General features: G+C 67.5%; 12 protein-coding genes and 1 tRNA gene. 7 read left to right on the top strand and 6 right to left on the bottom strand.

Annotated features, from left to right (window positions below):
- Positions 1-122 precede the first annotated feature (122 nt).
- Positions 123-2,633 carry a tetratricopeptide repeat protein gene (locus tag AC1REK_RS06955; RefSeq protein ID WP_492268590.1) on the top strand — a complete coding sequence of 837 codons (2,511 nt, stop codon included), beginning with the start codon at positions 123-125 and terminating at the stop codon, positions 2,631-2,633.
- Between the two features lie 16 nt (positions 2,634-2,649).
- Here the strand turns inward: AC1REK_RS06955 and AC1REK_RS06950 are convergent, their stop codons facing one another.
- Entirely contained in the window at positions 2,650-3,132 is a 483-nt protein-coding gene (locus AC1REK_RS06950) for an Lrp/AsnC family transcriptional regulator (RefSeq protein WP_327522269.1), read from the bottom strand.
- Positions 3,133-3,254: 122 nt separating this feature from the next.
- On the opposite strand from AC1REK_RS06950, the gene phhA reads away from it, so the two are divergent.
- From phhA to AC1REK_RS06920, 6 genes are all read left to right on the top strand, one after another.
- Positions 3,255-4,118, top strand: a complete 864-nt coding sequence (gene phhA / locus AC1REK_RS06945; protein ID WP_327522270.1) for a phenylalanine 4-monooxygenase — start codon at positions 3,255-3,257, stop codon at positions 4,116-4,118.
- A 62-nt stretch (positions 4,119-4,180) separates the two neighbouring features.
- Positions 4,181-5,551, top strand: coding sequence for a methyl-accepting chemotaxis protein (locus tag AC1REK_RS06940; protein ID WP_492268591.1), 1,371 nt, complete (start codon positions 4,181-4,183; stop codon positions 5,549-5,551).
- Positions 5,552-5,658: 107 nt separating this feature from the next.
- Positions 5,659-6,936: a solute carrier family 23 protein gene (locus tag AC1REK_RS06935; protein WP_492268592.1), complete on the top strand. Its 1,278-nt coding sequence runs from the start codon at positions 5,659-5,661 to the stop codon at positions 6,934-6,936.
- 182 nt (positions 6,937-7,118) lie between these two features.
- A tRNA-Lys gene (locus AC1REK_RS06930) sits at positions 7,119-7,194 on the top strand.
- Positions 7,195-7,490: 296 nt separating this feature from the next.
- Complete coding sequence (locus AC1REK_RS06925; protein ID WP_327522273.1) at positions 7,491-7,763, top strand: hypothetical protein; 273 nt, start codon at positions 7,491-7,493, stop codon at positions 7,761-7,763.
- Between the two features lie 197 nt (positions 7,764-7,960).
- Positions 7,961-8,098, top strand: coding sequence for a hypothetical protein (locus AC1REK_RS06920; protein ID WP_157089620.1), 138 nt, complete (start codon positions 7,961-7,963; stop codon positions 8,096-8,098).
- Positions 8,099-8,273: 175 nt separating this feature from the next.
- Here the strand turns inward: AC1REK_RS06920 and AC1REK_RS06915 are convergent, their stop codons facing one another.
- The 5 genes from AC1REK_RS06915 to soxC form a co-directional block, all read right to left on the bottom strand.
- Positions 8,274-8,660, bottom strand: coding sequence for a c-type cytochrome (locus tag AC1REK_RS06915; protein WP_327522274.1), 387 nt, complete (start codon positions 8,658-8,660; stop codon positions 8,274-8,276).
- Positions 8,661-8,759: 99 nt separating this feature from the next.
- Positions 8,760-10,037, bottom strand: coding sequence for an FCSD flavin-binding domain-containing protein (locus AC1REK_RS06910; protein WP_316017485.1), 1,278 nt, complete (start codon positions 10,035-10,037; stop codon positions 8,760-8,762).
- A gap of 111 nt (positions 10,038-10,148) precedes the next feature.
- Entirely contained in the window at positions 10,149-10,478 is a 330-nt protein-coding gene (locus AC1REK_RS06905; protein ID WP_327522275.1) for a c-type cytochrome, read from the bottom strand.
- Positions 10,478-11,203: a c-type cytochrome gene (locus AC1REK_RS06900; protein WP_316017487.1), complete on the bottom strand. Its 726-nt coding sequence runs from the start codon at positions 11,201-11,203 to the stop codon at positions 10,478-10,480. Before AC1REK_RS06900 ends, AC1REK_RS06905 begins: the two co-directional genes overlap by 1 nt.
- Positions 11,187-12,464 (bottom strand): sulfite dehydrogenase, encoded by a 1,278-nt coding sequence (gene soxC, locus AC1REK_RS06895; RefSeq protein WP_327522276.1) that lies wholly within the window; start codon positions 12,462-12,464, stop codon positions 11,187-11,189. The genes AC1REK_RS06900 and soxC overlap by 17 nt, the downstream gene beginning before the upstream one ends.
- Positions 12,465-12,466 lie beyond the last annotated feature (2 nt).

Genomic DNA, 12,466 nt, shown 5'->3' with positions numbered 1-12,466 from the left:
CCCCCCCCCCCCCCCCCCCCCCCACACCGGCCTGTTTTTTGCCGGCGGCGTGGAACAAAAACTGGATTCGCGAAACGGATGCCGCTCTCATGATGCGGGGGGCCATCGCGAGACCTAGTTTCATGAAGTCGCGTCGCCTTGTCATTCTGGGCGCGCTGGTCGCTTTCCAGGCCACGCCCGCCTTGGCTCATACGTCACTGCCGCCGGTCTCGCCGGCCGAGCAGACGGAAGAGCTGGCGCAAATCTGCATGGGCGAGATCGAGACGCCGCGCGGCGAGCGCAAGGCGGCCTGTGACGAAGCCCTGCGGGTCGAGCTGAACCGCGGCGACCGTGCGGATCTGCTCGCCAGCCGTGGCTGGCTGGCGCAAGGCGCGGGCGCTCCCCATGCCGCGCTGCGCGATTTCGAGACCGCCCTCAGGATAAACCAAGGCCATCTCGCGGCTCTGCGCGGGCGTGCCGCGGTGCTCTCCGAACTCGGCCGTCATCGCGAGGCGGAAGCGGTGCTCGCCGCCGGGCTTGCTGCCGGCAACGCGCCTGCGAGCCTGCTGGTCGACCGGGCCAGCCTGCGCGAGCGGCGCGGCGATCTCGCGGGGGCACGGGCGGACCTCGATCAAGGCCTGCGGCTGGATCCGTCGAGCGCCTGGGCACGGGTGGCGCGGGCCAGGCTGCTGCAGGGCCTCGGCGAGCACGATCTCGCTTTGGCCGACTTCGACGTGGCGATCGAGCTGGAGCCCGCCATCGCCTCGCACCATTATCGGCGCGGCATGTCGCTGTCGGCGCTGAAGCGTCCCGCCGAGGCGGTCGGCGCTTTCGAGCGCGCCCTGCGTCTCGAGCCGGCAGTGCCGCAAAGCTGGGTGGAGCGCGGGCGGGCCTTCGAGGCTCTCGGGGAGCTGGAACCGGCGCTGGCGAACTACGAGCGTGCGCTGCGGCTCGATCCGCGCAACGAAGCCGCACTGTCGCGGCGCGCTCTGGTGCTGCAACGGAGCAGCCGACCGCTCCAGGCGATCAAGGCCTATGACGTCCTGATCGCGACCCATCCGGATACCATCTTCGCCTTCAACAACCGCGCCTTGCTGCTGATCGAGCAGGGCCGGCAGGCGGAGGGCTTGCGGGACCTCGACCAGCTGCTGGCGCTGGCGCCGCACGATGGCAACGGCCTGCGCAACCGTGCCCATCTCCTGCTCTCCCTTGGCCGGAACGACGAGGCGCTGCGTGATCTCGACCGCGCCGGGCCTGGCCGGGACGCGCCGGCCTGGCACGGCATGCGCGGCGATGCCCTGCTCGCGCTCGGCCGGCCGGCGCCGGCCCGGAAGGCTTATGAGCTGGCGCTCCAGGAGCGCCCGGACGATCTGGCGACGCGCTTCGGCCTGGCGATGGCCGAGGAGATGCTCGGCGAGAAGCTGGCTGCGCTGGCGGCCTATGGCGCCGTGCTCGAACGCGAACCGGCTCATGCCGGAGCTATCGAGCGGCGCGAGGCCCTGCTGCCGGCGCTCGGCCGCTCCATCGAGGCCTGGCCGATGCGGCTCGCCGCCTTCGTCCATACGGCCAGGAGTCAGCTGGGGCACGAGCGAGCGGCCTTCTGGCAGGCGTATCACGCGGCCCGCCCGCAGCCGGCTGCGCCGGCGCGCGACGAACTGGCCGAGCTCGACGCTGCGCTTGCTGTCGACGGTCTTGATGTGACGCGGCTGGTGCGGCGCGCGCATTTCGGCATCGGCTTGCCGCAGCGCGAGGCTCAGGCGCGGCATGATATCGCGACGGCGCTGGCGATCGAGCCGGATCACCCGGCGGCTCTGGTGCTCCGGGCGCGGCTGCATTTCCGAGATGGCATCTTCTCGGAGGCGCTGGCCGATAGCGAGGCTGCGCTGCGGCGCGCGCCGCGCTTCGTCGAGGCGCTGTTCCAGCGTGCCCGCGCGCTGGAGGCGCGCGGACAGGCTAGCGCGGCGCTTGGCGCCTATGACGAGGTGCTCGCGGTTGCGCCGAGCAATCACGCCGCCCTGCTCAACCGCGGCCAGCTCCTGCAACGCTCCCGGCAGTACCAGCGCGCGCTCTCGGATTTCGATGCAGCGCTCTCGATCGATCGCGACGATGCCGATGGCTGGCTGTCGCGTGCGGCCGTCCGCCTTGCCTTGGGCGAGCCGGAGGCGGCGATCCCCGATTACCGGGCGGCCTTGACGCTGGCCCCGCACCGCATCGACGCGGCGCTCGGCTTGACCCAGGCGCTGGTCAGCGCGCAGCAGCCGAGCCTCGCCATCGACGAGCTCGGCCGGCTGATCAAGCGCTACCCCGAGCAGGCCGGCTTCTGGAACATGCGCTGCCTGATCCGCGCGGTCAGCGGGCAGGTGTCAGGGGCGCTGCCGGATTGCGAGGAGGCCCTGCGGCTCGCGCCGGATCAGAGCGGGGTGCTGCATACACGCGCGCTGGTCCAGCTCAAGCGCGGCGATCTCGACGGCGCGATCGCCGACTACGACCGGGCGCTCTCGCTCGATGCCCGGCTCGGGCAGGCCTGGTACGGCCGGGCGATCGCGCACCAGCGCCGCGGCGATGCGGCCGAGGCGGCGTCAGATTTCGCCCGGGCGCGCGATCTCGACGGCAGTGCCGGCGAGCGCTACCGCGCCTATGGCGTGACGCCCTGAGCGGGCGGGCGGCCGTTCACACCGGCCAGCCCCGATCCGGCTTGATCGTCGCCAGCACGAAGGATGAGCGCATGTCGGCGATGCCCGGCAGCGTCAGCAGGCGCTGCATGGCGAATTCGCCGTAGGCCTCGATGTCGTCGGCGATGATATGGACGAGCAGGTCGCATTCGCCGGTCATCGCCTGGCAGGAGATCACCTCGTCGAAGGCCTTGAGCTTCTCGATCAGGCGGGTGCGCCAGTCCGGATCGGACTGGGCGAGCTTGACGAAGGCATAGGCCTCGACGCCATGGCCGAGCTGCCGTCGGTCGATCAGCGCGCGATAGCCGGAAATGACGCCGTCCTCCTCCAGTGCCTTGAGACGGCGCAGGCAGGGCGAGGGCGCCATGCCGATCTCCTCGGCGAGGGCGGCATTGGTCAGGCGGCCATTGCGCTGCAGAGCGCGCAGGATGCGCCGGTCGGTCTCGTCGAGGCGAGACGGTGCCTTGCTCGTTCCTGTCATGATCGGACCCGTTGCTGCGCTTCCCGGTCATATTGTTCTGCCGGCGTCGCCAGGGCGCAAGAGAAAGTCAGGACATGACCCGGCGCCGGCGGCAGCATGGTTCGAGCATTGGGAGGTGCGCCATGACAACCGACCCGCTCAGCCGTTCAGGCTTGAAGCCGGACGACGTTCCGGCCGATTTCGTCGTCGACCAGAGATTCCAGCACTACACCGCAGCCGACCATGACACCTGGTCGAGGCTGCACCGGCGCCAGTTCGAGCTTTTGCGCGGGCGCGTCTGCGACGAGTTCTTCGCCGGGCTCTCGGCGCTCGGCATCGCGGCCGACGGCATCCCCGACTTCCGGCAGATCAACCGCGTGCTGAAGGCCGCGACCGGCTGGGAGGTGGTCGCCGTGCCGGGGCTGGTGCCGGACCGGGTGTTCTTCAGCCATCTCGCGCAGCGCCGTTTCCCGGCCGGTTTCTGGATCAGGCGGCCGGAGGAGTTCGATTATATCGAGGAGCCCGATGTCTTCCATGACGTCTTCGGCCATGTGCCGCTGCTGATGAACCGGTCCTACGCCGATTTCGTTGCGGCCTACGGCGCGGCCGGGCTTCGCTATGCCGATCCGGAGGATCTTGCACGGCTGGCCCGGCTCTACTGGTACAGCGTCGAGTTCGGTCTGATCGAGACGGGGGCGGGCCTGCGCATCTTCGGTGCCGGCATCGCCTCCTCGCCCGGCGAGACGGTGTTTTCGCTGGAGAGCGCCGAGCCGAACCGCATTCGTCTCGACCCGGTCCGGGTGATGCGGACGCGCTACAAGATCGACGATTTCCAGCAGACCTATTTCGTGCTGCCGAGCTTCGAGGCGATGCCCGATCTCGCAGCCGGACCGCTGGAGGCGGCGATGGCGCAGGCGCGGGCGCTGCCCGAGCTCGAGGCTGATGCGCGGATTGCCGAGGACAGGTCCGTTGCGGTCGGAGCTGCCGCTCACAGGCCCGCCGCCTGAGCGATTTGGCCGTTCCTTAACCATTGTGCAGGCAGCGTGGGCCTCGGAAACGAGCCCGCGCAATGGCAGACGAGACGCAAAGAGATTCCCTGTTCGCCCCTGCTGCGCCGAATTCGCGCCTGGCGATCTTCGGCGTCGACGAAGCGACGCTGAAGCTGGCAAGGGAACTCGCCCCGACGCTCGCTGTGACGATCGATGCGGCGATGGTGCTGCACTTCGAGCGGCTTTCCGGACATCCGACCATGGGGGCGGCTTCGCGGACCTACGGGCCGAGCCTGTGCACCGAGATGGCGCAGCATGCCCGCTCCCTGTTCGAGGCGACGTTCGACGATGCCTATGCGGGATCGCTGCGGCGAGCCGTGCAGGCCGAGACAGCCTCTCCCTTCGGCGCGCGCACCCATGCCGTGCTGGCGATGACCGCGATGCGGTCGCTTTTTCCCGAGGTCGCCAGGCGGCATCGCTTCTCCTCCCGGCAGACGGCGCGCGATTGCGTCAAGCTCGCGGAGTTCCTGATCGTCGACCTCGTCAATGCGCTTGGTGACATCCATGCGATGCGGGCCGAACAGACGACCCGCTATGTCACCGACATTGCTGCCCTCGCCGACGATTTCCGCCAGCAGGTTGAACAGGTCTCGAGCGAGACGGAGGAGGCTGCGGCCACGCTGAGCCGGGTTGCCGCCAGTTCGGCGGCAGCTTCGCGCCGTGCGGGCGAGACCAGCGACGCCAGCCGGCAAAGCTGGTCCCAGGTGCGCGAGCGCGCCACGCAGACGGTCGCCTCGATCGGGCAATTGCGCCAGTCGATCGGCGAGATCGACAGGCGGACGCAGGAGAGTGCCGAGATCGCGGCCGGCACGGTCATGGCGGCGGGAGAAGCGCGCGGGACGATCGAGAGCCTGGCTGCTCTCGTATCAGAAGTCGGCTCGGTCGTCGGTCTGATCTCGGAGATTGCGGCGCAGACCAATCTGCTCGCGCTCAACGCCACCATCGAGGCGGCGCGCGCCGGCGAGGCCGGCCGCGGCTTCGCCGTGGTGGCGAGCGAGGTGAAATCGCTCTCTGCCCAGACCAGCGGAGCGACAGAGGCGATCGGTAGCCGGATCGAGGCGATCCGGCAGGCGACCGCGCGCTGTGTCGATGCCATGGCGCGGATCGACCAGTCGGTGTCCGGCATGTCGGCGAACATGTCCGCGGTCGCCGGAGCGGTGACGGAGCAATTTTCGGTCAGCGATGGCATCGCCCGGGATGCGCAGGCCACCACGGATGAAATCGAGGCGGCCTTGGCCCTCGCGGCCGAGGCGCTCAGTGCCATGGAGCGCGTCGGCGCTTCCGTCGGCGAGATGAACACGCGCTCGGCCGCCGTCGGCACCGTTGCGGGAGGCCTCGCCGAGAACCTCAACCGCTTCGTGAAATCGGTTTCCGACCGGCTTACCGCCTGAAGCCCCGTTTTGCGGTGGACGGTGAACGTCCTTCGCTTGGCGTCGGCCTGATTCTTGCCACTATTCCGTTCCGGTGCGCGCAGGCGCGATGGCTGGGAGCGGGCGAGATGGCTGGCTATTTTCCGAACTGGACTTTGAAGACCTCCGGCGACGTGATGCCGGACGAGCGTCTGCCGGCCGGGCAGACCGTGATCGCCGGGCTGCAGCATGTCGTCGCCATGTTCGGCTCCACCGTGCTGGCGCCGATCCTGATGGGGTTTGATCCCAACGTCGCGATCTTCTTCTCCGGCGTCGCGACCCTGCTGTTCTTCGTGATCACCGGCGGGCGCTTGCCGAGCTATCTCGGCTCGTCCTTCGCCTTCATCGGCGTCGTCATCGCCGCCACCGGCTATTCCGGCTCCGGCCCGAACCTCAACCTTCCCGTGGCGCTCGGCGGCATCATCGCCTGCGGCGCGGTCTATGCGCTGATCGGCTTGATCGTGCAGGGTGTCGGCACGCGCTGGATCGAGAAGCTGCTGCCGCCGGTCGTTACCGGCGCGGTGGTGGCTGCGATCGGTCTCAACCTGACCGCCGTCGCGATGAACATGATCTCGGCCAGCCCCTACACCAAATGGATCGCGCTGTTCACGGTCATCGCGGTGGCGCTGGTGGCGGTCTATGGCCGCGGGCTCGCGCAGCGCCTGCCGGTGCTGATCGGCGGCCTCGCGGCCTATGTCCTCTATGCGGCGACGGCCTCGAGCTTCGGCGCTCCGCCGGTCGATTTCGGCAAGGTTGCCGCAGCTGCCTGGTTCGGACTGCCGAATTTCGTCGCCCCGGTCTTCGAGGCGAAGGCGATTGCGCTGATCGTCCCGGTCGCGATCATCCTGGTCGCGGAGAATCTCGGGCACATCAAGGGCATCTCGGTGATGACCGGGCGCAATCTCGACAACCTGATCGGCCGCGGCTTCTTCGCCGACGGCGTCGGCACGATGATCGCGGGCTCGGGCGGCGGCACCGGCGTCACCACCTATGCCGAGAACATGGGCGTGATGGCGGTGACGCGGGTCTATTCGACGCTGGTCTTCGTCGCCGCCGGCGTGATCGCGCTGCTGCTCGGCTTCTCGCCGAAGTTCGGCGCGGTGATCGGCACGATCCCGGTCGCGGTGCTCGGCGGCCTTGCCGTCGTCGTGTTCGGTCTGATCGCCGCCACGGCTGGCCGGATCTGGGTCGAAAACAAGGTCAACTTCGCCGAGCCGAAGAATCTGCTCACCGTCGCGACCGCGCTGATTCTCGGCGCCGGCGATCTCAAGCTGCCGATCTTCGGCTATGAGCTCGGCGGCATCGGCACCGCGACCTTCGCCGCGATCGCACTTTATCATCTGCTCGATCGCCGGCCGGCGGCCTGAAAACCGGCCTAAAACAGGGCTCCGGCGCGTTTCGCGCCGGAGTTTTCCCCAGGCGCTCCGAGGCGCCGCAACAAGTTTGCATATTTCTGTCGCAGATGGGTGGACAGGGCAGGGGGTGTTTGCTACATCGCCGCCTGTCGGGACGCGGTCCACGCCTCGCCGACAACGTCTCCGTGGCGTATGGGTGATTAGCTCAGTTGGTAGAGCAGCTGACTCTTAATCAGCGGGTCGTAGGTTCGAGCCCTACATCACCCACCACGGTCCTTTCCTGAAAATCCGAAATTTCGCGCTGCGGCGCTCCACACCAGTGGAGCATCGCGGACGATACGAGCCTGCGCGGATTTCGCTCGCTCGCGTCAGCTCATGTCGGCTCGATCCGGGCCCCGCGGCCGGCGGTCGATAGTTAAAATTGCGCGGATATCGCAGGTAGTCTCTTTGCCCTGGCTGAAACCTCAGCCCCAGAGGCGGCAGCAAGCGTCATAGCTGTAAGCTTCCCGTAAGTCAGCTTCGGTACATCTCGCTCATCGAAACGACGCAATTGATGGAGCAGAGCGATGAACACCGAACGTCACAACGTTGCTTTGAACGACGAGGCCCTGGAAAACGTCAGCGGCGGCTTCAACCTCTACGACTCCATCTGCAATATCGGCGAGAACGTCGAGAACAGCTTCCAGAAGGGCGGTGAATTCGGCCTGACCTTCGGGTTCGTCGGAGCCTTCGCCGGCGGCGTTGCGGGGGCGATCGTCGGCACTGTCGGCGGCGTGAAGGACGAGGTCGGCAAGGGCGTCGGCGAGGCTGTCGATGCGGTCCGCGGGGCGATGCGCTGAGCCTCGTTGCCAGGCGCGTCCGCGCCTGGCCCGCTTGCACCGCGAGATCACCCGGCCCGTTCACGCGGTGCCGGGTTTTTTGTGTTCCACGGTCCCTCGAGACCAACACCGCGGCGCGAGGCCGCTTTGCCAATTCCCCCGGATGAGCGCTAGAACGTCTCTGAAGGGGCCATAGTCTTGTCGCAAGGAGACGGGGCATGGCAATCGCACTTTTCAGCGTCGCGATGGCGGCGTTTGGAAGTCTAGCGCTGGGCACGGCAGAAGCAGGGGTGGCCCTCGGGCTGTTCTCGTTTCTCGGCCTCTGGATCGGGAGGCGCGCATTCACCGACGCCTGATCCGGGTCTGAGCGCGGCACGGCCGGCAAGCTCGGGTACGCCCCGCTCGGTCTGCTTCGTTATTCCGGACGGAACGTCGCCGTTGCGGGCGCCCGCTCCACAAATGCAAACCGCCCATGGCACGGCCATGGGCGGTTCGTTCTTGAGAAGCTGGTCCGGCTACTGCTTCTTGCCGTTACTGCTTCTTGCCGTCCTTGCCGAACTGCTTGAGGAAAGCGGTGAGGTCGCCGATTTCCTTCTCGTTCTTGATGCCGGCGAAGACCATCTTGGTGCCCGGGATCTTGGCCTTCGGGTCCTTGATATATTCGGCGAAGACGGCGTCGTCCCAGGTGAGCGCCGCGTTCTTGTTGGCGGTGGAGTAGCTGTAGCCCTCGACGGTGCCGGAGACCCGGCCGAACAGGCCGTTGAGCTGTGGGCCGACGCCGTTCTTGGCGGTCTCGCCGAGCTGATGGCAGGCGCGGCACTTGTTCCAGGAGCGCTCGCCGGCGGCGATGTCCTGGGCGCTCGCGGCGCCTGCGCCGAGCACTGCGGCAAGAAGGCTGGCCGAGATCAGAAGTCGCATGCTTCGTCCTTGTTTCTGGTGGCTGGAAAAAAGGAGGCCGCGCGGGGCGCGGCCATCAGGTTCGCGCCGCGTGGGAGGCCGCGGCGCCGGTGCATTGCCTCAGCTGAACATGTCGGCGGTGATGCCGGCATACCAACCCATGTTCTCGGCCTGGTTCTCCTTGCGCAGCTCGGCGCTTTCGCCGGGCTTGGAGACGAAGGTCTCGGTCGCTGCGATCTTGCCGTCCTTGGGTTCGTAGCGGCCGCCGACCTTGATGGTGTCGTCGGGCGCGACCAGTGACCAGCAGGTGTTGACGTAGCGGGCCGGGAAGGTGCGGGCGCTGGTCAGCTCGCCGCGGATCGTCATCGCCGCGACCTTGGCCTGGCTGTTGGCCGAGAAGGCGGATTTCGGCATGTCGCCCGCGATGCAGGCGTCGCCCAGCACGAAGATGTTGGCATCCGCGGTCGACTTCATCGTGGCGGCATCGATGGCGCAATAGCCGCCGGCCGGTGCAAGGCCGGCACTGCGGGCGATTTCGCCGGCCATCTGCGCCGGGATGACGTTGACAAAGGCGCAGTCCTTGTAGGTCTCGAAGCCGGTGACGACCGTGTTGGTCTTCGGATCGACAGACTTGATCCCGTCATGGACCTTGGGGCCGAGCCATTCGATCATCGAGCCGTAGCGCTTCTCCCAGTCGGCCTGGAAGACGCCCTGCTTGGAGAAGCTCTCCTTCGGATCGAGGATGATGACCTTGGCGTCCTTCTTGCCGGCCTGCTGCAGCACATGGGCGAACATCGAGGCGCGCTCATAGGGGCCGGGCGGGCAGCGATAGGGGTTGGGCGGGGCGATCATCACGATGGTGCCGCCATTGGGCACGGCATCGAGCCTCTGCTTGATCAGCTGCGTCTGACGGCCGGGCTTCCAGCCATGCGGCATCTGCTCCTCGACCTCCTTCGACCAGCCGGGGACGGAGTCGTATTTCAGGTCGATGCCGGGCGAGACGACGAGCCGGTCATAGGGCAGGCGCTGGCCGGTCGAGAGCACGACCTCCTTCTTGTCGCGGTCGATCTGGGTCGCCCGTGCCCGCGCGAGGGTGATGCCGTGGTTCTTCGTCAGCGCATCGTAGCGATGGCTGATTTCTTCGTAGGTCTTGAAGCCGCCGACATAGAGATTGGAGTGGAAGCAGGTCTGGTAGGTCTCGTTCTCCTCGACCAGCGTCACCGCGATTGCGCCCTGGCTGTCCTTGGCGATGTAGCGGGCAGCAGTCGCTCCGCCGGCGCCACCGCCGATCACCACGACGCGAGGCTTGGCCTGGCCGAGGACGGCCGGGGCTCCCAGCCCGAGCGTGCCGGCTGCCGTCAGGCCGGTCATGACGAAAGATCGGCGATGAATCTTCATGTCCCTCTCCCCAGTTCTCGTTCGACATCGTCGCGGCTGCATACCCGGCGGCCTCTTGGTGGGCCTGTCCGATCTTCATTTGGCCGAGGCCGTCGCGCACCCTACGGGCGCTCACCGGCTCGGTTTCAGGCTTTCATAGTAGGCGGCGAGCGCCTCGATCTCTTCCTGCGATAGCCGGCCGGCGATGGTCTGCATGACCTGATTGTCGCGCTGCTTGTCACGATAGGTGATCATCAGCGCGACGAACTGGTCGGCCGGGTGGCCGATGATGGCGGGAATGCCGCCGACCTGCCGGCCGCTGCTCTGGTGGCAGGTCGAGCACTCCGACGACAGGTATTCGCCCAGCGCCTTGTCGCCGGCCGCGCTCGCCGGACCGCCCGAGAGCGCGAGCGCGGTCGCGACCGAGCCGAACCAGGTTGGAACCGGCGAGGCGTTAGGCATCAATCGACCTTCGGCGCCGATTTCGAATCGGGCGTGACGTCGAGCACGGCGGCCCGCCCGGTGATCTTCACTTCGGCCTTGCAGTCCTTCATGCAGGGTTCCTTGCCCCAGAACGCCTTTTCGGTCGCCTCGCGATCATCATCGTAGAATGCGGCGGCGTTGGGCAATTTCACCGAGGTGAAATTCTTGTCCGACAGCTCGAACTCCTCATCCTTCACGATGTCGTTCAGGTAGAGCAGATAGGCCGTCAGGGCGTAGATCTCGTCGGGGCTCAGCGACTGGGCGTTGCCATAGGGCATGGCGCGCCGGATGTAGTCGTAGACTGTCGAGAGATCGGGCCAGAACGAGCCGATCGTCTTCTCCGGCCGGTCGGCCGTGAGCGAGCCCATGCCGCCGGCGAGCACCGGCCAGCGGCCATTGCCCTGGCCGAACTCGCCATGGCAGCTCGCGCATTGCGCCTGGAAGAGCTCGTCGCCCTGCTTCACCGTGCCCTTGCCGGGCGGCAGGCCCTTGCCGTCGGGCCGCACGGCGATGTCCCAGGCCTTGATCTCCTCGGGCAGGGCGGGGCGGCCGAGGCCGAGCGCCGGCGCCTTGGCGGCGGGAGTGTGAGCAGGCGCGGCGGCTTTCGCCTGCGGCTTCGCGGTCTGGGCGATCAGCGGGCCGGTGCCGAGGATCGCGAGACCCGCCAAGCCCGCCAGCAGAACCGGCTTAAGCGATCTCGACATTCTCGGTCTCCCCGTTCGGCCGGACCTGCCAGGTCTGGATGCCGTTGTTGTGGTAGATGGAGTTGACCCCGCGGACCTTGCGCAGCTCCGCCTTGGTCGGCTGGACATAGCCGGTGGAATCGATGGCGCGCGACTGGATCAGCAGCTCCTGGCCGGCCCAGTCGAAATCGACATAGAAGCGGGTCAGCGACTTCTCGAGCACCGGCCCGTCGATCCTGGCCGACTGCCAGTTCTTGCCGCCGTCGAGCGTGACGTCGACGCGCTTGATCGTGCCGCGCCCCGACCAGGCGAGGCCGGAAAGGACGTTGCGGCCCTTGTGCTTGAGGGGGGCCTGAGGCGAGGGATTGGTCACCACCGACTTGGCGTCCATGATGAAGGTGTAGCGGCGCGAACGGCCATCGGCGAGCAGGTCGGTGTATTTCGAGGTCTCCTCGCGGGCCTGCCAGGGCATGTCGCCGACCTCGATCCGGCGCAGCCATTTCACCCAGATATTGCCTTCCCAGCCCGGCACGACGGCGCGCAACGGGTAGCCCTGCTCGGGCCGCAGCGCCTCGCCGTTCATGGCGAAGGCGATCAGCACGTCGTCGAGCGCCTTCATCACCGGCAGGGAGCGGTTCATGCCGGAGGAGTCGGCGCCTTCGAGCATCAGCCATTTGGCGTTGGGCTTGAGGCCGGCCTCGGCGAGCAGCAGTTTCAGCGGCACGCCGGTATACATGACGTTGTGGACCATGCCGTGGGTGAACTGGCAGCCATTGAGCTGCGCACCGCGCCATTCCATGCCGGAATTGGCGGCGCATTCGAGGAAGTGGACATGGTTCTGGCGCGGCATGCGCTTGATGTCTTCCATGGTGAAGACGAGCGGCTTCTCGACCAGCCCATGGATCATCAGCCGGTGATTGGCCGGGTCGATATCGGCGATGCCGCCATGGTGGCGCTCGAAGCACAGGCCGGACGGGGTGATGATCCCGTCGAGCTCGTGCAGCGGCGTGAAGTTCACCGAGGATTCGGGCGAGGCCGTTAGCCAGGAGACGTCGCGGCGCATGACATGCTTCTCGAAGCGCGAGGGCGTGCCATAGGGGCGCTTGTCGACGCCTTCGCCGAGATAGCGGTTCCAGTCCTGGACCTCGGTGATCAGCGGATCGGGCGCGGGGGCCTGGGCGCGCGCGGGCAGGGCGGAGGCGGCAAGGCCTGCGCTGGCCGCTCCGGCCGCGCCGAGGAAGCGGCGGCGGCTGAGAGGCCCGGCCTGTGGTTCGGAACTCATGG

The organism is Allobosea sp. GW823-FHT02B03 (genome assembly GCF_058797755.1).
Note: the sequence above shows the minus strand (reverse complement) of the source record. Positions and strands in the feature narration are given on the sequence as shown.